General features: G+C 63.7%; 21 protein-coding genes and 1 pseudogene. 14 read left to right on the top strand and 8 right to left on the bottom strand.

The features are described from left to right. Positions 1-10: 10 nt before the first annotated feature. A complete protein-coding gene (locus OIE68_RS01070) occupies positions 11-1,621 on the bottom strand; it encodes an MFS transporter (RefSeq protein WP_327097499.1) in 1,611 nt (536 codons plus the stop codon). Positions 1,622-2,645: 1,024 nt separating this feature from the next. On the opposite strand from OIE68_RS01070, the gene OIE68_RS01075 reads away from it, so the two are divergent. Next, positions 2,646-4,145 (top strand): MFS transporter, encoded by a 1,500-nt coding sequence (locus OIE68_RS01075; protein ID WP_327097500.1) that lies wholly within the window; start codon positions 2,646-2,648, stop codon positions 4,143-4,145. A gap of 374 nt (positions 4,146-4,519) precedes the next feature. After that, positions 4,520-8,026, top strand: a complete 3,507-nt coding sequence (gene car, locus OIE68_RS01080; protein ID WP_327097501.1) for a carboxylic acid reductase — start codon at positions 4,520-4,522, stop codon at positions 8,024-8,026. A gap of 97 nt (positions 8,027-8,123) precedes the next feature. On the opposite strand, the gene OIE68_RS01085 is transcribed toward car, so the two are convergent. Then, on the bottom strand, positions 8,124-8,549 hold the full coding sequence (locus OIE68_RS01085; RefSeq protein WP_327097502.1) for a pyridoxamine 5'-phosphate oxidase family protein: 426 nt from the start codon (positions 8,547-8,549) through the stop codon (positions 8,124-8,126). A 206-nt stretch (positions 8,550-8,755) separates the two neighbouring features. Between OIE68_RS01085 and OIE68_RS01090 the strand changes: the two genes are divergently transcribed. From OIE68_RS01090 to OIE68_RS01100, 3 genes are all read left to right on the top strand, one after another. Beyond that, the gene (locus OIE68_RS01090) at positions 8,756-9,565 is read left to right on the top strand and encodes a crotonase/enoyl-CoA hydratase family protein (RefSeq protein WP_327097503.1); all 810 of its coding nucleotides are present in this window, start codon (positions 8,756-8,758) and stop codon (positions 9,563-9,565) included. Positions 9,566-9,620: 55 nt separating this feature from the next. Beyond that, positions 9,621-10,805, top strand: a complete 1,185-nt coding sequence (locus tag OIE68_RS01095) for an acetyl-CoA C-acyltransferase (RefSeq protein ID WP_327097504.1) — start codon at positions 9,621-9,623, stop codon at positions 10,803-10,805. Positions 10,806-10,965: 160 nt separating this feature from the next. After that, the gene (locus OIE68_RS01100; RefSeq protein WP_327097505.1) at positions 10,966-11,601 is read left to right on the top strand and encodes a TetR/AcrR family transcriptional regulator; all 636 of its coding nucleotides are present in this window, start codon (positions 10,966-10,968) and stop codon (positions 11,599-11,601) included. 64 nt (positions 11,602-11,665) lie between these two features. Here the strand turns inward: OIE68_RS01100 and OIE68_RS01105 are convergent, their stop codons facing one another. Next, positions 11,666-12,700 (bottom strand): enoyl-CoA hydratase-related protein, encoded by a 1,035-nt coding sequence (locus OIE68_RS01105; RefSeq protein WP_327097506.1) that lies wholly within the window; start codon positions 12,698-12,700, stop codon positions 11,666-11,668. On the opposite strand from OIE68_RS01105, the gene OIE68_RS01110 reads away from it, so the two are divergent. From OIE68_RS01110 to OIE68_RS01140, 7 genes are all read left to right on the top strand, one after another. Next, on the top strand, positions 12,690-13,814 hold the full coding sequence (locus OIE68_RS01110; protein ID WP_327097507.1) for an NADH:flavin oxidoreductase: 1,125 nt from the start codon (positions 12,690-12,692) through the stop codon (positions 13,812-13,814). The genes OIE68_RS01105 and OIE68_RS01110 overlap by 11 nt on opposite strands. 121 nt (positions 13,815-13,935) lie before the next feature. Further along, positions 13,936-14,133, top strand: coding sequence for a hypothetical protein (locus OIE68_RS01115; RefSeq protein WP_327097508.1), 198 nt, complete (start codon positions 13,936-13,938; stop codon positions 14,131-14,133). Then, positions 14,133-14,765 carry a hypothetical protein gene (locus OIE68_RS01120; RefSeq protein ID WP_327097509.1) on the top strand — a complete coding sequence of 211 codons (633 nt, stop codon included), beginning with the start codon at positions 14,133-14,135 and terminating at the stop codon, positions 14,763-14,765. The genes OIE68_RS01115 and OIE68_RS01120 overlap by 1 nt, the downstream gene beginning before the upstream one ends. Positions 14,766-14,771: 6 nt before the next feature. After that, complete coding sequence (locus OIE68_RS01125) at positions 14,772-15,305, top strand: hypothetical protein (protein WP_327097510.1); 534 nt, start codon at positions 14,772-14,774, stop codon at positions 15,303-15,305. Positions 15,306-15,495: 190 nt separating this feature from the next. Next, a complete protein-coding gene (locus tag OIE68_RS01130; protein ID WP_327097511.1) occupies positions 15,496-16,002 on the top strand; it encodes a hypothetical protein in 507 nt (168 codons plus the stop codon). After that, the gene (locus OIE68_RS01135; RefSeq protein ID WP_327097512.1) at positions 16,002-16,664 is read left to right on the top strand and encodes a hypothetical protein; all 663 of its coding nucleotides are present in this window, start codon (positions 16,002-16,004) and stop codon (positions 16,662-16,664) included. Before OIE68_RS01130 ends, OIE68_RS01135 begins: the two co-directional genes overlap by 1 nt. Before the next feature lie 39 nt (positions 16,665-16,703). Further along, positions 16,704-17,243, top strand: coding sequence for a hypothetical protein (locus OIE68_RS01140; protein ID WP_327097513.1), 540 nt, complete (start codon positions 16,704-16,706; stop codon positions 17,241-17,243). Between the two features lie 171 nt (positions 17,244-17,414). On the opposite strand, the gene OIE68_RS01145 is transcribed toward OIE68_RS01140, so the two are convergent. After that, positions 17,415-17,540 carry a hypothetical protein gene (locus OIE68_RS01145; protein ID WP_327102061.1) on the bottom strand — a complete coding sequence of 42 codons (126 nt, stop codon included), beginning with the start codon at positions 17,538-17,540 and terminating at the stop codon, positions 17,415-17,417. Between OIE68_RS01145 and OIE68_RS01150 the strand changes: the two are divergent. Beyond that, a pseudogene (locus OIE68_RS01150) lies at positions 17,481-17,642 on the top strand (protein kinase domain-containing protein); the annotation flags it as partial. The gene OIE68_RS01145 and the pseudogene OIE68_RS01150 sit on opposite strands and share 60 nt — an antisense overlap. Before the next feature lie 81 nt (positions 17,643-17,723). Here the strand turns inward: OIE68_RS01150 and OIE68_RS01155 are convergent. Next, positions 17,724-18,344, bottom strand: coding sequence for a TetR/AcrR family transcriptional regulator (locus OIE68_RS01155; RefSeq protein ID WP_327097514.1), 621 nt, complete (start codon positions 18,342-18,344; stop codon positions 17,724-17,726). A 138-nt stretch (positions 18,345-18,482) separates the two neighbouring features. Between OIE68_RS01155 and OIE68_RS01160 the strand changes: the two genes are divergently transcribed. Further along, complete coding sequence (locus tag OIE68_RS01160) at positions 18,483-19,232, top strand: TetR-like C-terminal domain-containing protein (RefSeq protein ID WP_327097515.1); 750 nt, start codon at positions 18,483-18,485, stop codon at positions 19,230-19,232. On the opposite strand, the gene OIE68_RS01165 is transcribed toward OIE68_RS01160, so the two are convergent. Genes OIE68_RS01165 through OIE68_RS01175 form a run of 3 tightly spaced genes read right to left on the bottom strand, consistent with a single transcriptional unit; the run spans position 19,192 to position 21,091 of the window. After that, positions 19,192-19,644 carry a hypothetical protein gene (locus OIE68_RS01165; protein WP_327097516.1) on the bottom strand — a complete coding sequence of 151 codons (453 nt, stop codon included), beginning with the start codon at positions 19,642-19,644 and terminating at the stop codon, positions 19,192-19,194. The two genes, OIE68_RS01160 and OIE68_RS01165, sit on opposite strands and share 41 nt — an antisense overlap. Positions 19,645-19,668: 24 nt before the next feature. After that, entirely contained in the window at positions 19,669-20,670 is a 1,002-nt protein-coding gene (locus tag OIE68_RS01170) for a helix-turn-helix transcriptional regulator (protein WP_327097517.1), read from the bottom strand. Positions 20,671-20,686: 16 nt separating this feature from the next. After that, positions 20,687-21,091 carry an SCP2 sterol-binding domain-containing protein gene (locus OIE68_RS01175; RefSeq protein WP_327097518.1) on the bottom strand — a complete coding sequence of 135 codons (405 nt, stop codon included), beginning with the start codon at positions 21,089-21,091 and terminating at the stop codon, positions 20,687-20,689. Between the last annotated feature and the right edge of the window lie 38 nt (positions 21,092-21,129).

Here is a 21,129-nt window from a genome sequence, read left to right on the forward strand (position 1 = left end):
CGCTTCTCTCCTAAGGCGCGAAAGACTTTCCGGTCCCGGGATGGGCAGTCTTCGCGGTATCAATGTTCGTTGGTTCGGCCGGCCGGTGGCGGATGAACAACACGGTGGGTATCACGATGGCGGCAATTATGGTGGCGGTGACCAGGGCGCTCAGGTGGGATGCGTCTGTGAAGGCCCGTCGGGCGCTGTCTGCGACGAGTGATGCGAGTTCTGTTGGGAGACGGGCGGAATCGTGGTTGCCGCGCTGTGCCGCGTCGACCACGGAGTCGATCGTCTGCTGCGGGAGATGGTGCTCGGTCAGCCGCTCGCCGAGTTCGTCGCCAAATTTGGTGGTCAGGATGGTTCCGGTCACGCTGGCGCCGAGCACGTTTCCGAGTTGGCGGAACATGTTGACCATCGCGCTGGCCATCCCTGCCTGGGACCGGTGGACGCTGATGACCGCGGCTGCGGTGGAGGGGGCTACGAGCAGTCCGGTCCCGATGCCGACAATGATGAGACCCGGCCATAGTCGGGAAGAATCCGGGCCTGCCTCGATCGCGCGCAGCGCGAAAATCCCTGCGGCCATGACGATCAAGCCGACCGTCAATATGACCTTGAAACCGATCCTGTGCGCGATTTTGCCGGCGAGGGCGCTGATGAGGATGAACGGCACGAACATGGCGAGCGCGCGGACACCCGCACCGAGCGGGGTGACACCCTGGACGTGCTGGCAGTAGAGGACCACGAGCAGGGATGTGCCGGTGAAGCCGAACATGGTGGTCGCGGCCACGGCCATGACCATGGTGAATGAACCCGATCGGAAGAGCTTGATGTCGATCATCGGATCGTGGTGCCGAGACTCGTACCAGGCGAAGATGACCAGCGAGACCGCGAAAGTGGTGTAGGCGCAAAGGATTTCGGTCGAGAAGTAGCCGAGTGTCTTGCCCTCGATAATGGCGAAAGCCAATGAGGCGACAGCGATCGTGCCCAGCATGAGGCCCACGGGGTCGAGCTTGCGGTCCGGTTGGCGACTCGCAGGCACGAAGAGAACGGCGCCGAGGAAGGCGATGACTCCGAGCACCATGTTGGTGACAAAGATCGAGTGCCAGGAATAGTGCTCCAGCAGCACGCCGGTCACGATCGGCCCGACGGCCAAGCCGAGGCCCGAGCTGCCCGCCCAGATGCTGACGGCCTCGGTGCGCTCGCGTGGGTCGGCGAACGTATGTGCCAGCACCGCCAGGCTGCTGGGCAGGATGGCCGCACCGCCGATACCGATGATCGCCTGGCCGACGATCAGCAATGCTGTGTCGTTCGCAGCGAGGGCGACGACGCTCCCGCCGGTGAAGAGCACGGCGCCGACCATGAAGACGACGCTGCGGCCCACGATATCGGCCAGTGTCCCGGCCGCCAGGATCAGGCTTGCGACGATGAGGCTGTAAGTACTTGTGATCCATACAGTTTCAGTCGGTGACGCGTGCAGCTCATCCTGGATCCGGGCTAGGCCGGTGATCGTCGAGGACACGTTGACGAAGGCCGTCATCGAGCCCACGCAGAGCACCGCCAGTGTGAACCAGCGTCTGACGTTCTGGCCCGATCGCCGCTCCTGCCTTCGTTCGACAAGAATCTCGATTTCTTCAACCACGCGTGTTCCTTTGCTCGAACTTCGGAGGAACGAAGTCGGGTGTCGACGTTACCACAGCTGACTATGGTGTAGGATAGTCAGGGTGGTTGTGTTGTGCGGTCATGACGCTAAGTCCGCGCCGCACAGTCCGTGTGGGACGCGACTGCTAGACCCGGGTACGCGTCAGCCTGTTTCTTTGTGGTGGGCGCTTCCTTCGTCGCCCGGCCTGTTGCGGGCATTGCAATATCAAGCGACTGCTAACTATGGTCTAACATAGTTAGCCGTGTAGTTCTGTGACGCCTGCGCCAAAGTCGCTGCTCGACGTCACCCGCGTCACCCGATCAACGGTCGCCCGTCCACCGCGTGCGGCTTCGATGTCCCGCCGAGGAGATGAGTGCATTGATCCCTGCCGACGAAACCTCCGACGGCACTTGGCCCTACATTGCGACGCAGGTTCCGATGGCTGCGCGACACCACTCTGATTCCTCATCGCACGATTCCCGCGTTCCGGCTCGCTTGCACCGGCGGCGACGGTCATCGAGATCTCCGAGGCCGGCCACTTCACTCCAGAGAACGCGCCCGAAATTGTTCTTGTCCTACTTCAACTCTTTCTTCAGACATTCGCTCGTGTCTGATTGCAATCTCCGCTGATGGGTGTGGTATCGGCAATGCCCGACAATTTTGTCGCACCACGTCCCGGACAAGAATCTCGGGATTCACACCGCCACCGAGGCGATGGCGATCGCGGTCGAATTCGAGCCTGAAGGTGAAGTAGTCGACAGATCGATCTCGCATATATCGATCCCAGGTCGCGAGGATAAAGGTTGTATCTGATTGGTCCGCTGATCGAGATCAGCGCGGCTTCTAATAGTCATGCCCTATTCGTAAAATGTAAAACATCGGATGATTTATAGCGGTGACATGATTCACAGATATATACCACTGCGGAAGGGGATTAATTGAAGTCGATTTATCGGTTATGGGATGGCGGACTCATTAAACAGAGTTGGCATCTCCGAATCCAGAATCGAGACAAAGGGCGGCAATGACTTCCACATTCGACCTCGGTGCACCCGCCACCGAGAAAACAGACCCGGGCCGCCGCGGCTCGCATGCCTCACGCTGGTGGGTGCTCGTCGTACTGGGCGTTGCACAGCTCATGGTCACCCTCGACGCTACCGTCGTGAACATCGCGCTGCCCGCAGCGCAACAGGACCTCGGTTTCAGCGACGGCAACCGGCAGTGGGTCATCACCGGTTATGCGCTGGCATTCGGCAGCCTGCTGCTGCTCGGTGGCCGCCTCGGTGACCTGTTCGGCCGACGTACCACCTTCGTGATCGGCCTGATCGGCTTCGCGGGCGCATCCGTCGTCGGTGGCGCGGCCAACAGCTTCGAAATCCTCGTCGCGGCACGTGTCGGCCAGGGCGTCTTCGGTGCACTGCTGGCGCCCGCCGCGCTCTCGCTGCTCACCGTGACCTTCACCGAATCCTCCGAAAGGGCCAAGGCCTTCGGCATTTTCAGTGCGTTGTCCGGTGCGGGCGCCGCGACCGGGCTGCTGCTCGGCGGCATGCTCACCGAATGGGCGTCGTGGCGCTGGGTGATGTTCGTGAACGTCGGCTTCGCCGCCGTCGCCTTGGTCGGTGCGGTGCTGCTGCTGGCCAAGCATGTGGCTGCCGGGCGGCCCGAGATCGACATTCCGGGCACCCTCGTGGTGAGCGCCGCGCTGTTCGCCGTCGTCTACGGATTCGCGCACGCCGAATCAACCAGCTGGACCAACCCGGTAACCCTCGGTTGCCTGATCGGCGGCGTGGTACTGCTCGCGGTGTTCGTATGGCTGGAGGCGCGGGTCGCGCATCCGCTGCTGCCGCTGCGACTCGTGCTGGACCGCACCCGCGGTGGTTCGTTCCTGGCGGTGTTCGTCATGGGCATGGGGATGTTTTCGATCTTCCTGTTCCTGACCTACTACTTGGCGGTCAGCTTGGGCTACTCGCCGATCGAGGCCGGTTTGGCATTCCTGCCGATGGTCGCGGGCATCGTTCTCGCGTCAACCACCGTGCCCTCGCTGCTGCTGCCCAGGATCGGTCCGAAGATCGTGATCAGCACTAGCTTCCTGGTCTCCGCAGCCGGTATGGCCCGGCTGACCCAGCTCGAGCTGGGCAGCAGCTTCGTCACCGGCGTCCTGCCCGGACTGGTCCTGCTGGGTATCGGCCTCGGTGGCGTGATGACCACCGCGTTCCAGGGCGCGACCGCGGGCATACACCACGAGGACGCTGGTGTCGCCTCGGCGCTGATCAACACCAGCCAGCAGGTGGGTGGCTCGATCAGCACGGCGCTACTGACCACCGTTGCCACATCGGCGATGACCGACTACCTGACCTCACACCAGCCCGGCCCGCTGACCGTGGCGCAGGCTCACGTCGCGAGCTACACGGCCACCTTTACCTGGGGCGCCGGGATATTCGTGGCCGGTGCGGTGATCGCGGCTTTCCTGGTGCCGAATGCGGCTCTGGCACCGTCGGAGGGCGAGCCCGTGATAGCGCACTGAACTGTTCGTCGGTGCATATGTGCTGACGACCGGGGCGGTCCCATACCGATAATTGGCGCATTTCTTCTATGACGTATCGGTCGCCCATTCGTACCTTTTAGACGAGTCGGGAAGGAGCTCCGAACATCAGGGGGACTTCGAGGCGGTGTCTCTGACCTCCCCCTCCCAAGTTCGCGCCACCGATGCAAATCCCGGCCCCGGTGGTGCGTCGTGCCGTCACCGCGCTTGCCCGACCGTCCTCGCGCGGTGACGGCACATCCTCAGCGACTCGCCCATTCGGCGCGCGAAGAGAAGGACCCGCAGAAGACCTACTCAGGCGAAAAGGCGTGCGGTGCCGGGGCGCGGTATTCGCCGACCGGAAGCAGGGAGATCGAGTGCAGTCCGAGGCAGAGCGACAAGCGAAATTGGAACGTCGGGTTCGAGATCTGGTCGCATCCGATGCGCAGATTCGAGCGGCGGTTCCGGACGACGAGTTGACTGAGGTGCTGCGCGGCCGGGATATGCCGCTCGCGCAGACCGTCGCCACAATCATGACCGGCTACGCCGACCGGCCGGCACTGGGACAGCGTGCCGTCGAATTGATCACCGACGACGATGGGCGGCGTCGTGCCCGGGTGTTGCCCAGGTTCGACACCATCACTTACCGCGAGCTGTGGCAGCGAGTAGGTGCGGTGGCATCGGTGTGGCACCGCGATGCCGAGCACCCGGTGCGGGCCGACGATATCGTCGCCACCCTCGGCTTCACCAGCATCGACTACACGACCGTCGACCTGGCGTGCACCTATCTGGGCATGGTGTCCGTGCCATTGCAGGCAGGATCAGCGCTGGCGCAGTTGACCTCGATTGTCACCGAAACCGGGCCACGCGTGATTGCCGCCGACGCCGAGCAGCTCAATGCCGCAGTCGATTTGGTGCTGGCGTCCGATACCGTGCGCCGGCTCGTCGTTTTCGACTTCCACGCCGAAGACGACGATCATCGGGCCGCGCTCGATGCGGCACAGGGCCGGTTGGCCGAAACCCCGGTGCGGGTCGAAACGTTGGCTTCAGTGCTCGCGCGCGGACGGGAGCTCCCGCCCGCACCGCTGCACACCACACCGGATCCGGATGCGCTGGCGTTATTGCTCTACACCTCCGGCAGCACCGGAAGCCCCAAGGGCGCCATGTACTCCCATCGGCTGGTGGCTGACATTTGGCACCGGCGCGGCGGCCCTGCGCTGCCCATGGTCGGGTTGAGTTATACGCCGATGAGCCATATCGTCGGCAGGCAGTCCATGATCATGAGTCTGGCCCTCGGCGGCACGGTGTACTTCGCGGCCCGCAGCGATATGTCGACACTCTTGGAGGACATCGCGCTGGTACGTCCTACGCTCCTGTTTTTCGTCCCGCGCGTGTGCGACATGGTGTTTCAGCGATTCCAGAGCGAAACCGATCGACGGGTGACCGCCGGCGGCGACCGCGCCCGAGTCGAGCAGGACGTCAAAGCCGAGCTGCGCGAACACTTCCTGGGTGGTCGGTTCCTTCTCGCTCTGGTTGTCAGCGCGCCGCTGTCGGCCGGTATGCGCGAGTTCATGGAGTCGGTGCTCGGCACCGAACTGATCGATGGATACGGCGCCACTGAGACGGCCGGCGGGATGATGATGGACAACCGCCTGCAACGGCCGCCGATTCTCGACTACAAGCTCGTCGACGTACCCGAGCTCGGATACTTCGTCAGTGACAAGCCCTCTCCGCGAGGTGAACTGCTGATCAAGTCGCAGGCCCTGGTTTCCGGCTATTACAAGCGACCCGAGTTGAATGCCGAGATCTTCGACGCCGAAGGATTTTATCGCACCGGTGACGTCATGGCCGAACTCGAACCGGACCGACTTGTGTATATCGACCGTCGCAACAATGTGCTCAAGCTGTCGCAGGGCGAATTCGTGGCGGTGGCGAAACTGGAGGCCGTTTACGCCGGCAGCCCGCTGATTCGCCAGATCTACGTCTACGGCTCGAGCGAGCGCGCCTATCTGCTCGCGGTGATCGTCCCGACTGTCGACGCGGTTGCCGCGTACCCCGACCGGGCCGATCTGAAGGCTGCGATCAATGAGTCGTTACGGCAGGTCGCGAAGGTAGCCGAGCTCAGCTCCGTCGAGATTCCGCGTGACTTCCTGCTCGAGATCGACCCGTTCACCATCGACGACGGTCTCCTGTCCGGAATCGGAAAACTATTGCGGCCCAAGGTGAAAGCCCGCTACGGCCAGCGTCTGGAGGAGCTGTACGGCCAGCTGGAGCTCGAGCAGGCCGACGAACTGCTCACGTTGCGGCGCGCCGCTCAGGACCTTCCGGTGCTGGATGTCGTGCGCCGCGCCGTGCGGGCACTGCTCGGTCCCGCGGAGTCGGAGTTGCATTCGGACGCGCATTTCACCGACTTCGGCGGGGATTCGCTGTCGGCGCTGTCATTTTCGACGCTGTTGCGGGAGATTTTCGGTGTCGAGGTTTCGGTGGGCGTGATAGTCAGCTCCGCCAATACCCTGGCGGTGCTGGCAGAATACATCGAGGCCGAACGTAACTCGACCAGGAAGCGGCCGACGCCGGAGTCGGTGCACGGCACCAACGCCGATATCCACGCGGCGGACTTGTCGCTGGAAAAGTTCATCGACGAGGCGACTTTGGCGGCGGCGGGGGAGTTGCCGCCGACTGCCCAGCCGCCCCGGACGGTGCTCCTGACGGGTGCCAACGGCTATCTGGGCCGGTTCCTCTGTCTGGAGTGGCTGCAACGGCTGTCGGAACAGGGCGCGAAACTGATCTGCGTGGTGCGCGGCCGAGACGCGGCCGACGCTCAGCGCCGTCTCGACGAGGTCTTCGACAGCGGTGACCCAGAGCTCTTGCACCACTATCGAGCCCTCGCCGAGGACACCCTCGAAGTCCTGGCAGGTGATATCGGTGAGCCGAATCTCGGTCTGAGCGAATCGGATTGGCGGCGACTGGCGGTGTCGGTCGACATGGTTGTGCATCCAGCGGCGTTGGTCAACCACGTGCTGCCCTACGAGCAGTTGTTCGGTCCGAATGTGGTCGGTACGGCGGAGGTGATTCGGCTGGCGCTCACTGCGCGACTCAAGCCGATCACGTATCTGTCGACGGTCAGTGTCAAGGATCAGATTGATCCCGCGGTCTTCGCGGAAGACGGTGATATTCGTGCGATCAGCGCCGTGCGTCGGCTGGGCGACGGGTACGCGAACGGCTACGGCAACAGCAAGTGGGCGGGGGAGGTGTTGCTGCGGCAGGCACACGACCTGTGCGGTTTGCCGGTGACGGTGTTCCGATCCGATATGATCCTGGCGCACAGTCGGTTTGCCGGGCAGTTGAATGTCGCGGACATGTTCACGCGGTTGCTGCTGAGCCTGCTCGCGACGGGCGTGGCGCCGAAGTCGTTCTACGAGACCGACATCGACGGCAACCGGCAACGCGCCCATTACGACGGTTTGCCTGCCGATTTCACCGCCCAGGCCATCACCGCACTCGGCGCCCGGGTCGCGTCCGGGTTCGAGACATTCGATGTGCGCAACGCACACGACGACGACGGTATCTCCCTCGATGAATTCGTCGACTGGCTCATCGAATCCGGGTGCCGCATCGACAGAATCGACGATTACGACGAGTGGTTCTCGCGTTTCGAGACCGCCCTGCGAGCGTTGCCCGAGCAGCAGCGCAAACATTCGGTGCTCCCGTTGCTGCACGCCTATCGGCAACCGGGCTCGCCGAGCCGTGGCGTGGTACCGGTCGGCAAGTTCCAGGCCGCCGTACGGGCCGCGCACCTGGGTGTCGACAACGACATCCCACACCTGACTCCGGCGCTGGTCGCAAAGTACGTCAGCGATCTGGAGATGCGAAAACTGTTGTAGGCCTGGAAATTGGGGCCGGTAGCGATGCTGCGCCGGACTGATGTCGCGGTGCCCCGGCGGTGTGCCGGGGCACCGGCCGATCCTGGCCTGTCGGTCGTCAGGAATCAGCGGAGAAGTCGGCAGAGAACCAGCGGTCCGGGCGGATGGTGTAGAGGACCGAATCGCTGGTCCTGCCAGCGAACTGGCGGCCACCCTCCGCGCCGAGGTAGCGGCTCGCGATAGCCTCCTTCGCTTCCTTCGGCGACGGCCTCGTGGTGTCGACAACCGTGCCCTCGACGATCACGTACTGGTATGGCGGTTCCTCACGCTGCATGACCAGCGTCACCGCACCCGCCTGCTCGATGAGCCGGGCCTTGCGCACGCTGGCACCGGTGTTGATACGGATGGTTCCGTCGGGCGTGTAGTCGTACCAGATCGGCACGCTGGCGGGCGGGCGGGCGTCGGCCGAGGCGACGGACAGAACCGCGATGTGTGCACCCGCGAGAAATTCCTCGCGTTCGGACTCGCTGAAAGGTTTAGGCATAGCCACAGCGTAGATCTCTGGCTTTAGTTACCGATAGCCAGAAAGGCGGTGACCTATTGCCTGTTGACAGTAGTGAGAACGATCTCTATCGTCGAGTTTGCCCGGTTGCCGACGTAGACAAGAGCGGTTTTGGCGACGGCACCCATCGACCAGCGCTCGCCTTCGTGTGGGCGGCGATTCGTCCCAGAAGTAAGGAGCGGCAGACGATGTCTGAAACGACGATCGAGGCGGGCGTGCAGGCCAGCACGGTCAAGACCGAGGTGCGCGGAAACGTGCTGTTGATCGGCCTGAACCGACCCAACAAGAAGAACGCGCTGACCGGAGAGATGTTCGAGGCGCTGGCCGAGGCATACAAGCGCTACGACAGCGATGACAGTCTGCGCTGTGCCGTGCTGTACGGCGAGGGCGGCGTGTACTGCGCGGGCGCGGATTTGACGCAGCTGAAGGAACTCGTCGAGGGTGGCGGACTCGTCTACGGCGAAGGGGAATACGACCCGTTCGGTCTCGAGGGTGCTCGGCTGTCGAAGCCGTTGATCGCCGCTGTTCATGGCATGTGTTTCGCGGGTGGGCTGGAGCTTGCTCTCGCCGGTGAGTTCATCGTCGCCGCCGAGGGCACGCTGTTCGGTCAGCCCGAGGTATTGCGCGGCGTCTTCGCGTTCGGTGGCGGCGCGGCGCGTTGGGCGGAGAGTGTCGGCTACGCGAACGCGCAGCGGTATCTGCTCACCGGCCACCACCTCGATGCGAAGGAGGCGTACCGGATCGGCTTGGTGCAGGAGGTCGTTCCGGCGGAGAAACTCTTCGATCGGGCCCTGCAGCTGGCCGATGAGATCGCGGCCGCGGCGCCGATGGGCGTGCGTCACTCGCTGACCGTTTCCCGCCGCGCCGCCGAGGCGGGGCTTCGCGCCGCCTTCGACATTGTTCCCCAGCTGCGGGCCGAGGTCGTCGGTACTAGCGATGCCGCTGAAGGTGTCGCCTCGTTCAAGGAGCGACGGGCCGGCGTCTACACCGGTCGCTGAGCCGGAACCCACCGAGCTTCGCCAACACAACATCCACCCATCGAAGGGCAGAATCATGAGAGAAGCGGCAATCGTCTCGACGGCGCGCACCCCGATCGGGAAGGCCTACCGCGGCGCGTTCAACAACACCCACAGTGCGACTCTCGGCGGGCATGTTGTCGAGCACGCACTGAAGAAGGCCGGGCTCGAGCCCTCCCGCGTCCAGGACGTGGTGATGGGAGCCGCGCTCACGACCGGAGTGCAAAGCGGTGATATCGCGCGTCAGATCGCAATACGCGCCGGAATCCCGGTCACCACACCGGCACTCACCGTCAGCAAGTTCTGTACGTCGGGACTGGAGGCGATTGTCGGCGGTTCATATCGTGTGCTCAATGAGGGGGTCGACGTGGTTGCCGCCGGCGGCGTCGAATCGATCAGCATGATTCAGGTCCCGGGCTACGACTTCATGATCGAAGAGCCGTGGATCAAGCAGAACAAGCCCGACTACTACATGCACATGATCGAGACCGCCGAGGTGGTGTACGACCGTTACGGAGTCAGCCGGGACTCCCAGGACGAGTACTCCTTCCAGAGCCAGCAGCGCACCGCCGCGGGGCAAGCGGCCGGACTTTTCGATGACGAGATCGTGCCGATGGAATCGGTGAAGCGCGTGGTGGACAAGGAGACCGGCGAGGAATCGTTCGTCACCGTCAGCCTTACCCATGACGAAGGCAACCGGCCCAGCACCACCCTGGAAGGTCTGCAGGCGCTGAAACCCGTTGCGCGCCCTGATGGTTGTGTCACGGCGGGCAATGCCAGCCAGCTCTCCGACGGCGCGTCCGCGGTGATCGTCATGAACCGCGAGACCGCGGAGAACGAAGGCATCCAGCCGCTCGGCTACTTCCGCGGCTACAACAGCGTCGGCGTCCAACCCGACGAGATGGGCATTGCGCCCGTGTACGCGGTGCCGACGCTACTGGATCGATTCGGCTTGAGCGTCAAGGACATCGGCCTGTGGGAGCTCAACGAGGCGTTCGCGGTGCAGACCGTCTACTGCCGCGACAAGCTGGGCATCCCGGACGAGCTGCTCAACGTCAACGGCGGCGCCATCTCCATCGGCCACCCCTACGGCATGAGCGGCGCCCGGATGGCCGGACACGCCCTGATCGAAGGTAAGCGCCGCGGCGCCAAGTACGTCGTCGTCACGATGTGCGCCGCGACCGGCCTGGGTGGTGCCGGTCTGTTCGAGGTTGCTTACTAGCACCACAATCTCGCGACGATCCGGCTGACCACTCGCCGGACCGTCGCGAAGCCATTTCCGCGGTCACCAGACCGGCGGCGACAGGCGCACCCGACGCGCTCGACAAGACCGTCTAGACTGAATCGTCAAGGATATGCGATCAGGAAGGTCGGGTGCCGTTATGCGCGAGACGGTGAAAGCGCGGGGCAGCGGGGCGACCGCCGGGGATGAGCCCGATCGCGCGGGACTCTCGCACAAAGAGCGACTGCTCCGCCAAGGGACACGGCAGTTTTACGCGAATGGCTTCAGTGGCACCACTGTCGATGCCTTGCTCGCGGCCTCCGGTGTGCCGAAGGGGTCGTTCTACCATCACTTCGGATCCAAAGAGTCGTTCGGCCGGGCGGTATTGGAACGATACCAATACTTCCAGCTGGACCTCCTCGCCGTCTGGGCGGCCAAGACCGAGCTGGCTACAGCGGACAAGCTCACCGGATACTTCGGTGCGATGGTCGACAGGTTCGTCGACTCCGGGTTTCAACGCGCGTGCTTGGTCGGCAAGTTCTCCACGGAAGTAGCCGCCACTTCCGAGGCGTTTCGCGGTCAACTCGATGACGACCTTCGCATCTGGAAGTCGCGGCTGCGCGAAATCCTCGCCGCCGGCCAGGCCGAGGGCGACGTTCGAACCGATCGAACCCCGGATGAACTGGCCGATACCCTTCTCGCCCTCATTCAGGGCGCATTTGTAGTCGCGCTGTCGACGCGGGATGCCGACTCGCTGCGTTCTGTGTGTGCGAGCATTCCGATGCTCATCACCTGAGTGGGTGAAATACAGATGGAAGCGGTCCCGGTAACCAGTATTACCGGGACCGCTTCCATGAGTATTACCCGAGGAATCGGGCTATTGCCGCTTTGGCATCCGCCGAATGACAGCGCTCGATGAAATGCTCGGCTTCCTCATCGATTACCCGCAGGACGTCGAGCTTGTCGCGGTGGAGGAGTCGTTTGGTCAAGCGCACCGATTCGGCAGGCAGCGCCCGCAGCGCCGCGGCGGTGTCGAGCGCTGCTGTCAATGCGTGACCATCGTCCACGGCCTGGTTTATCAGGCCAGTCTTTTCCGCTCGGCCCGCATCGAATTTGTCGCCGAGCAGCAGTAGCTCAGAGGCCGTCTTGTAGCCGGCGATGCGCGACAGCAACAGGGTCGACGCGCCCTCCGGGGTCAGCCCCAATTTGACGAAAGGCAACGAGAACACGGTCGAGCGGCCCGCGAAAGCCAAGTCGAAATGCAGGAGCATGCTCGCGCCGATCCCGACCGCAACACCCTCCACTGCCGCGATGATTGGTTTTTCGGCATCGACGAGGGCGTGCAACAGGTCGAACGGTGCCCTCGAGTTGGGATGGTCCCGGAAGTCGGCCAGGTCGTTTCCGCTGGTGAAGATGCCACCGCGGCCCGTAATCACCGTCACGTCCACGTCGGGATCACGGTCGGCCGCCACAATACCGTCGGCGAGCCCACGGTACATCTGGATGTCGAAGGCGTTGCGTTTGGCGGATCTGTCGATCGTTAGAACGCGGACGCCAGGTTCAGTAGTTTCGACGATCAGAGACATCCGATTCCTAAAAGAGTTGTCGCGGTCATAGCGGCGCCTGCTCTGTTTCGATGGGGCAGGCACACGGCGTATTGGGGGTCCGATCGAGCGTCCGACGAATCCGCTTAGCCGCGTCCTCGGTGCGTCTGGACAGTCGATGAGTTCGGCTTCAACGGCCGCGTCGCCCTGGCGTTGTGCGAGCAATGGCCCGGTTCGGGCTAGACTAATTCGTCTAGACTGGATCGTCAAGCGATCTCGCAGGCGCGATGTCGGTATGTACTTGTCAGCTTCAGCTGTCGGAGCATCAGGAGGATTCTCAATGACCACCACCGCAGGTATCGGACGGACCGGGCAGGTGCTCGGCCGCCCCTTCAGCGTCGGCGACCTCACCGTGCCCAACCGAATCGTCATGGCCCCACTGACGCGATACTTTTCGCCGGACGGCGTTCCTGACGATGACGTGGCGCAGTACTACGCTCGTCGAGCCGCTGCGGAGGTGGGTCTGATCATCACCGAGGGGACCTTGGTCGATCACCCCTCGTCGGGCACCAGCGACCGGGTCCCGCGATTCTGGGGCGAGGAGGCGCTCGCCGGCTGGTGCGGTGTCGCGTCGGCCGTGCATCAGGCCGGAGGAAAGATCATCCCGCAACTCTGGCACGTGGGCACTACCCGTACCGACGGGGCCGGTCCCATCCGTACAGCGCCGCCAGTGGGTCCGTCCGGACTCGCCCTCGACGGATTGCCCAATGGTGTCGCGCTGAGCACTGCTGATATCGATGACGTGATCGGCTCCTTCGCCCGCGCGGCCGCAGCCGCTCAGGAACTGGGCTTCGACGGCCTGGAACTGCACGGCGCCCACGGCTACCTGGTTGATCAATTCCTCTGGAAGCGGACCAATCAGCGTACTGATTCCTACGGCGGTGACCTCGCCTCCCGGGTCCGCTTCGCTACTGAGGTCGTCGCGGCCGTCCGGGCTTCCGTCACGCCTGGCTTTCCCGTCTTCTTCCGCCTGTCCCAGTGGAAGTCCGGCCAGTTCGACGCGCGTCTCGCCGACACTCCGACGGAACTGGAAGCAATCCTGTCGCCTCTGGCCGAAGCCGGTGTCGACGTCTTTCACGCATCCACTCGGCGCTACTGGCTGCCGGAGTTCGAAGGCAGTGACCTCAACCTTGCCGGGTGGGCCAGAAAACTCACCGGTAGGGCATCGGTCACGGTCGGGTCCGTCGGTCTGGACAAGGAGTTCGCTGGGCCTGATGGCAGGCCGACGCATTCCGCCGTTACAGGCATCAATGGACTGCTCGACCGTGCTGAACGCGATGAGTTCGACCTCGTGGCAGTGGGCCGCGCGCTGATCGCCGACCCTGAGTGGGCCCGCAAGGCGCTTACCGGGCGCCTGGCCGACGCCGAGCCTTACGATGCGTCGCTTCTCGAAACCCTCCGCTGAATTCCGGGTGCGATCGAGGCGGTAGCTGTGCGTTGACATGAGAGCGAGCGATCTCTATTGTTCCTGTGATGCGGCCCACATTCAACGGCGAGCAGGCCGCCCGTCACACTCAGGAGAATCGATGCCATCGGTCGTCACCTCTGACCAGCCCATCACGCTCGATTACGGGAGCGATGCGCGCGGTGTTGCCGATGTCGTCGCCAACCGCGGATTGCGGGTTCTCGGGGGAGTCGCCACCGGGAAAATGTTGATGCAAGACCTGATCGAGTACTCGATTACAGTGCCGCGCGTGCTCGCGTTGAGCTCGGTGGTCTCGTGATGGCCGCGTTCCAGTACAGGCTCGGCGCGTTGGCGCACAACGGCAACGAGCCGGTGCTCGACGCGGTCGCGCAGACCGCGTCGTCGGGGCGCGAAGTGTCACGCGCAACCTGGATCGGCCGGGGCGCGGTGGTGCTGGCGCTGGTCCCGCTCGGCGCGTTCTACCTGGGACCGAGAATGTACGATCTCACCGCGACCCCGGACCGACTGCACCATGCGGTCGAGGCGGGGGACCGCTACAACCCGGCGCTGGTTCGGATCGCCGACCACGAACGGGTGACAGTGGGCGCTTTCGCTGTACTCGACAAGATGCGCGAGTGCCTGGCCGGTGTCCTCGCCATGGGCAACACGGTGTCGGCCGAACTCGACGCATTGGTCGGCCAAATCGCGGGCGACCTACAGGCGACCCTGGACCATACCGGCGTCAACGTCGCCGATCTGGTCGGTTCGCTCGATGCGCTGACCACTCGCGTCAGCGCATTGCGGGCGCCGGCGAACGGTGCCGCCACCGCGCTGTCGGACAACCGGGAGACGATGGCCGCAATCCTCGACGACGTACGGGCGACGGCCGCCGAAGTGCACAACACGCGGGTTTCCGCGGAATCCGCCGCTGGCGACCTGTCGGGAAGGTAGCGGACGATGATGTTCTTCGGACGACCGGGCGGACCGGCTCGGACTGTTCTCGCACTGGTGGCGGTCGGCGTGCTCGGCCTGCTCTCATTCGTGATCTTCAATCTGAACCGGAGCCTGGATAACCAGCAACACGTCAATGCCACGAGCGTCGGTGTTTCGCATAGCTTTCTCGACGTCAATGACCAGCTGACCCGGGAGCTCGGAGAACTGACCAAGCTGACCGGCACCGCGCAGACGGCGCTGGATTCCATCAAGGCGCTGGGGCCGCTGCTGGCGAAATTGCACGATGCCATCACGCCGGTCGCGGCGTCGCTGTCGAGCAGTGCGCAGGGGGCGCAGGTCACCACCGAGCAGCTCGGCGATATCGCGCGGATTCTCGGCGAAGTGCACGACGTCGTCATCCCTTTGGTGGACTCCGCTCGGACGTTCGGCGACCAAGGCAAGGCGCTGTTGGCGATGATCGAGGGTTTGGTCACCGACTTGCAGGCCGCGGTCGCATCGGCCGCGACGATAAACCAGGTGCTGCCGCTGCCGGGCTGAGTCCGTCGGCCGCCACCCATACCCGATCGACTGGACAGAAATGCGACCTACATTGCGAACCCCAAGAACAGCGGACCTTGGACGTATTGTCCCGCTCTCGGCTCGTCCTCACCGCGACGATGCCGCGGTCCGCTACCCACTCACCCGGTTTTCGATAGCCACCGAATGGCTCGGCCGACTGGCCGCGGTCATGTCAGCGGCACTGCTGGTGCTGGTCCTCATCACCGTGCACAAGGGTCTCGACGTACAGCACAGCACACGCGCCATTGTGAACAACTTCCGGCAAGCCAATCAGTACTTCGACGAGCGGGCCGACCTGGGCTCTCCCGCACGCGCCCGCAACGAGCTCGCGGAACTGAGAACTGTCCTTGCAGAACTGAATTCGGCAACCGCAGCCGACGTCGATCAGCTCGCTATGTTGGTGCCGGACATGCGGACGCTGGTCGCCTCCGGCCACGATGACGTCAATATCGCCAACCAGCTCCAAGGCATCGCCTCGTCGCTGCAGGGCGCGGCCGGATCGCTACACGGCATCTCCGACGAGGCGAACGCGTCAGTGGTGAGCGTGAACAATCGACTCCTCGCGGCACTGGATCTGGTGGACCAGCTCAACGCCGAACTCCAGCGTACGACGGACAAACTCGCACCGATCCCCGCTCAGGGAAACCTGATCCCCGCTCCGGCGGGAGGGAACTGATGGTCAGCAAACGAACCTTCACCTCGGTGGTGCTGGCCGCCGGTGCGGTACCCGCGCTCAGCCTGTGCGTAGTGAATGGCTTCCTTCCTTCGTTCCGTGACGTCAGCGACCCGCTTGGACGGCCATCGGCATTGAGCGGGCAGGTCATCGATTCAGCCCAGCAGCTCGACACCCTGACCGCGGGGCTGGAGCCGAAGCACGCACGGCTGGCGGTGGATATCCAGGCCCTGGGGCCACTGTCGAGCGAGTTGGGCCTGCTCGCCGGCAGGAGCGCCGAACTGTCCCCGCTCGCAACAACATTGAGCGGCGACGCGGGGAAGGTCGCCCGCATCGCGGCACCGTTGCCGGATGCGGTGGCAGGCGTTACGGGGCGTGCCGCCGAGGCCGGGTCCGCTGTGGATGGATTGTCGACGGCAGTCGGTTCCGTTACCACCGAACTGCAGGGGATCCATGGGGGTCTGGCGACTATCCAGAGCACCCTCCGAGCGCTCGGCCCCAAGGGGGCGGGTATCGCCTCGAGGCTGGCCGCCATTCAGGAAGAAGCGGCCCATGTCCAGGAGTTCGGACCACTACTGGCAGTGATCGGCCCACCATTCAACAGTCTCGGCATCCCGCCCCTGGGCTTCCAGGCGCCACCGCTACCGCCGCTGCCTCATCCATGAGCATCCTGGTGGCGATTCGATCTTTCGACGGAGCGAACAATGCATAATGCTGGCCGGTTTCGGCTGTCTTGGGCGATGACCCTGGCATTCACCATCGCGATGCTGACCGGCCTGCTGATTGTCACCAGGGACCTGGGCATCACCAGCGACATCTTCAAAGACGGTGTCGAGCAAGCACAAACTCTCGACAAAACGACCGATAAGGCGCTCGATGCGGCGCGCCAGCTGCCACCGGCAACCGATGCCGCCCAACAGGGGCTGCCGGAAGTGGTCGGCATCATCGACTCGCTCACCTCCGCTAATCAGGCACTGGCCACCCTCGGTGACCAACTCGCCACCCTCGACGTCACGTTGACCTCGGCCGATGCCCCCCTTGCCGGAACCATTGCGGCCGGCCGGAAGGCGGGCGGACAGGCCGGTGCAGCCGTCGACCCACTCGGCGGGATCACGGCGACGCTCAACGATGCGAACGCCAACGCGCAGACCCTCGGTCGGAAGCTCGACGAGACGCTCACCCTCTCGCAGACGATCGATCAGAAACTACGCATCGCATTGCTTCTGCCGAAAATCGGGAACTGACAAAGGATCAAGAAGTGCTGACCCATCATGCCGAAGCCGCGGTGGGGCCTGTTCGTGCCGCGATCGAGACCCAGGCATGACGTTCATAGCAACGGTCTTGGCGGTGCAGGTTCCCGTCACCCTCATCAGCATCTTCTGGCGATCGGGTGGTGGGGAAATGGCGTCATCGGCTCACGCGACCTGCAGTTCGGTATCGCAGCAGAATTGGCGGCGGCCGGCTTCGATGATGCTCGCGAGATCGGCCGCGGTGGTTTCGGTGTCGTCTTCGAGGGTGTCGAGCGTTCGCTCGACCGTCATGTGGCAGTGAAGGTACTGACCTCGGAGGTATCCGACGAGGAGCGGGCTCGGTTCTTGCGCGAACAGCAGGCACTCGGCCGACTGTCTGGACACCCGCACATCCGCCCGACGGATGACTGGCTGACGACGTGATCCGACTCGGGCACGCCTGGGCGCGAAGACCCTACGGCCGGAGTACCTGGATCAGGAGGCAACCGGCGGACCGGTGTGCTCGCTTGCCTCGGCGGCCAGCGCGGCATCGAGCAGCACTTCCGCGGCCATGCGCGCCTGCGCTGCTGATTCCCTGAAGTTCGAATGCATCTGCGCGCTGACGAAAACGCCATTCATCAAAATCAGTAGCTGTGAAGCCAGGGGCTCGGGTTGCCGGAGGCCGGCCTGGGTGAGGTATCGAGCGAATATCTCGCGTACGAAATTCTTGTGAGCCACCGCGATATCCACGAAGGTGCGTTGGTCTCCCATCTCCACCGCGACGTTGATGAACGTGCAGCCTCGGTATTCAGGATCCGCGGTCAATCGTCCGAGGAAGTCGAACGCGGCGAGCACGCGCTCCTTGCCGGTATCACCGGCACGTTCGACCTCGCGTTCGAACTTGGCGCGGACCCGACGATCCTTGTCGAGAAGGAATGCTTCGACAAGGCCCTCCTTCGATCCGAAATGCCGATAGAGGGTCATGATCGGGGTCTGCGCCTCTTCGAGCAACCGGTTGACCCCGACGGCGCGGATGCCATCGGTGTAGAACAGCTGCGCCGCGGCCATGAGGCGGTCCCGAGGTGCCTTGTCGTGGGTCTTCACCGCATTCGCCATGGGCTCAGTATAGCGAATGTTCTATCCCACAACCTGGTGACGGATCTCGCGCGCGGTTACACGCGGTCGTCCCACCGTCTTGTAACCTCGTTTTAGAGCCACTCCAGGGCTATCGACGTGGGGAGGTGCATCGCTTCGATGCCGAAACGCGGCAAGGATACGGCCGTCCGCCTGACGTCCGAGCAAATTGTCGAGCGGCTGGTCGACGCGGCGACGACGCTACTCGCCCAGGCGGGGCCGGCGGAGATCAAGGCTCGGACCGTCGCCGAGACCGCGCAAGTCTCCACAATGGCGGTGTACTACCACGTCGGCGGGCTGCCCGAACTCCTGCAAGCCGTGATCGACCAGGGCTTCCGGGATCTCGATCGAGCGTTCCGTCGCGTTCCCCGTAGCGAGGATCCCGCCGCGGACCTCTTCGGGATAGCACTGGCGTGCCGCAGCCTGGCCCAGGCCAATCCGCACCTCTACGATTTGATGTTCGGCCTGTCGACCCGCCGTGGATATCGGCAGTTGAGGCCTTCACGTGCGGGTTCCATGGCCCGATCCGAGGCCTTCCAGGCGGCATATTCACATCTGTTACAGGAATGCGCCCGCTTTGTGGAGAGCGGGCGCATCCGGCGCGACGAGAATCCGGAAGTCGTGGCCACTCAGCTGTGGAGCTGCGTCCATGGATTCGTCACCTTGGAATTGGGCGATCACTTCGCGCAGTTCCCGGATCCCGTCAGTCAGGTCCTGGCATCGACGATGGTCAATATATTGGTCGGGCTGGGTGACACACCGGAATCGGCCCGCAGCTCCCTCGTCGCCGCGGTGCGCGCGCATGAGGAGTCCTCGGACCGGGACGTGCTTACGCGACCGACATCAGCGCGATCAGCCGGAGCACCGTGATCGGGTGGGTGATCAACCCCTTGACGATGAGCTCCTTGCGGAGGATCGCGCGGATAACAGACACACCCTGTTTGGTGAAGAAGCCGGTCGGTAGCAGTCCGCCCGCACGCATCCGCAGTTGGGACACGGCCAGCAATTGATCGCCTGTCGTGTCGATGACGGTAACGCTGGGTTGCCCGGCAATATCGTTCAGTAACAAGGCCTTATCGGACCCGAAGAGAACAGTGCACGCTGTTCGGGAGCTGCTTTCACGCAAGGCGATCGGGCGCGCTATTTTCGCGGCCGTTTTGCGCCGCTCCGGAAAGTTCTCGAAATTCTCTTGGAGCAGTGATCCGGTCAACGCTGCCAGGCCGTTGAAGGAATCATCCGCGTATAAAGCGCACTTGTACAGTTCTTCGGTTGCTCGTGTCATGCGGGGAGCCTTTGCAGAGTTGATTCAGCTGGCCAATTCGTTCATGGTCGACCCGGAAATTCCGAAACAATCCCGATAGTCGCTCGGCGACATGGACATGAAAGTCCTGAATTCGCGACCGAAATGGCTGGCGTCGTAGTATCCCCAACGATGGGCAATGGACCCGATGGGAAGACTGGTGGCGACGATATCGCGGCGTGCGCCGACAAGCCTTTGTATACGGACGACCGATCCAACGGTATCTCCGGTCAGCGAGAAAGCACGATGCACCGTACGGCTCGAGACGTTGAACGCCTTGGCTAGGTCGACCACGCGGATCGGTCCGGTCCGGAGGTGCTCCTTGATCCACTGTTCGAGCTGTGACCGGAGCGCGGGGAGCAGCGCGGGTCCGTCGTAGGTGGCGCGCGTACTGCTTCGGATCACCCCGGCGACCAGCGTGAGCAGCGCCTCGCGCGCCGCGTCGACCTCGGCGGCGTCCATGGCGGCGACGTGTTCACCCATACTCTCCACGAAGCTGATCAAAAGGCGTGCCAGCGGTCCGGATTGATCGAGCATCAGGCAGTCGTGGATCGCCGCGCCGGTGTCGTATGGGGCGAGCGCGGAGAATGGGATCACCACACTCCGCTTTCGGAGTCCGGTCGATACGGTGGAGGTGTACGCCACTCGACTTGTCGATATGAGTGCGGTCCCGGATTCCATACGAGCGGTACCCGACTCCATTTCGAAGAGCTGATTGCCCGAGGATGCCGTGAGGAGTATCAGCGCCTCGGTATCCGTCGCCTCGATCAACCGTTTCGTGCGAACCACTGTCAGCGCGGGGCACTCCCACTGGGTGACCTTGATATCGCTGAGGTCGAAAGACCGGAACACGCCGTGGATCTCATCGTCCGTGTCGGCCGGGAAATCGACTCCCATCGGCAGCAGACGGCCCGCCATCAACTGCTCCCACGCTGCCCGGCGGTCCCGACGCTCGACCTGGCGCAGGTCGAGCGTCGTCGCCGAATCGTTCACGGTGCTACGTTCCATCGTTCGAACGACATCATCAGGCGAGCAGGTCCGCCCGGCCGGCGTCCGTCAGTAGCTTGATGTATGTCGGGAAGAGCTCCTTGGCCACCGGAATGGCCTTGGCCAAGGTGGCCATCTTCCCTTCGATGCCGATCGCGCCCGATGTCACGGACAAGAGGAGATTCAGGTCGCCCTGCCAGAAGCGGTTCGCGAATTCACCCGTCATGCGGAGGGTGCAGTCCGATTCGGCGTCGGCGCTGCCCTGGACGGCGGTCATGCGCGGGATGTCGATGATCACGACGCCGTCGGGCTCGGTGGTGACTACCTTGAGCACACCCTCGCCGCTCGAGAACTTCTCGACGAGCTTCGGATCGCTCTTGGCCTGCTCGAACGTCAGTCCGATGTACTTGTACAGGTCCTCGGCGCTGGGGGATGTGGACATTCGGTTGGTTCCTCTCGTGACGGCCGTGGCACGACCGG

This window comes from Nocardia vinacea (assembly GCF_035920345.1).
GTDB lineage: Bacteria > Actinomycetota > Actinomycetes > Mycobacteriales > Mycobacteriaceae > Nocardia > Nocardia vinacea_A.

What these genes read in the sequence shown, in the direction of transcription:
- OIE68_RS01075 (WP_327097500.1), top strand. Translation starts at nt 2,646, where the DNA reads ATGACTTCCACATTCGACCTCGGTGCACCCGCCACCGAGAAAACAGAC.
- OIE68_RS01085 (WP_327097502.1), bottom strand. Translation starts at nt 8,549, where the DNA reads ATGCCTAAACCTTTCAGCGAGTCCGAACGCGAGGAATTTCTCGCGGGT.
- OIE68_RS01090 (WP_327097503.1), top strand. Translation starts at nt 8,756, where the DNA reads ATGTCTGAAACGACGATCGAGGCGGGCGTGCAGGCCAGCACGGTCAAG.
- OIE68_RS01095 (WP_327097504.1), top strand. Translation starts at nt 9,621, where the DNA reads ATGAGAGAAGCGGCAATCGTCTCGACGGCGCGCACCCCGATCGGGAAG.
- OIE68_RS01100 (WP_327097505.1), top strand. Translation starts at nt 10,966, where the DNA reads ATGCGCGAGACGGTGAAAGCGCGGGGCAGCGGGGCGACCGCCGGGGAT.
- OIE68_RS01110 (WP_327097507.1), top strand. Translation starts at nt 12,690, where the DNA reads ATGACCACCACCGCAGGTATCGGACGGACCGGGCAGGTGCTCGGCCGC.
- OIE68_RS01115 (WP_327097508.1), top strand. Translation starts at nt 13,936, where the DNA reads ATGCCATCGGTCGTCACCTCTGACCAGCCCATCACGCTCGATTACGGG.
- OIE68_RS01120 (WP_327097509.1), top strand. Translation starts at nt 14,133, where the DNA reads ATGGCCGCGTTCCAGTACAGGCTCGGCGCGTTGGCGCACAACGGCAAC.
- OIE68_RS01125 (WP_327097510.1), top strand. Translation starts at nt 14,772, where the DNA reads ATGATGTTCTTCGGACGACCGGGCGGACCGGCTCGGACTGTTCTCGCA.
- OIE68_RS01130 (WP_327097511.1), top strand. Translation starts at nt 15,496, where the DNA reads ATGTCAGCGGCACTGCTGGTGCTGGTCCTCATCACCGTGCACAAGGGT.
- OIE68_RS01135 (WP_327097512.1), top strand. Translation starts at nt 16,002, where the DNA reads ATGGTCAGCAAACGAACCTTCACCTCGGTGGTGCTGGCCGCCGGTGCG.
- OIE68_RS01140 (WP_327097513.1), top strand. Translation starts at nt 16,704, where the DNA reads ATGCATAATGCTGGCCGGTTTCGGCTGTCTTGGGCGATGACCCTGGCA.
- OIE68_RS01145 (WP_327102061.1), bottom strand. Translation starts at nt 17,540, where the DNA reads ATGACGGTCGAGCGAACGCTCGACACCCTCGAAGACGACACCGAAACC.
- OIE68_RS01155 (WP_327097514.1), bottom strand. Translation starts at nt 18,344, where the DNA reads ATGGCGAATGCGGTGAAGACCCACGACAAGGCACCTCGGGACCGCCTC.
- OIE68_RS01160 (WP_327097515.1), top strand. Translation starts at nt 18,483, where the DNA reads ATGCCGAAACGCGGCAAGGATACGGCCGTCCGCCTGACGTCCGAGCAA.
- OIE68_RS01165 (WP_327097516.1), bottom strand. Translation starts at nt 19,644, where the DNA reads ATGACACGAGCAACCGAAGAACTGTACAAGTGCGCTTTATACGCGGAT.
- OIE68_RS01170 (WP_327097517.1), bottom strand. Translation starts at nt 20,670, where the DNA reads ATGGAACGTAGCACCGTGAACGATTCGGCGACGACGCTCGACCTGCGC.
- OIE68_RS01175 (WP_327097518.1), bottom strand. Translation starts at nt 21,091, where the DNA reads ATGTCCACATCCCCCAGCGCCGAGGACCTGTACAAGTACATCGGACTG.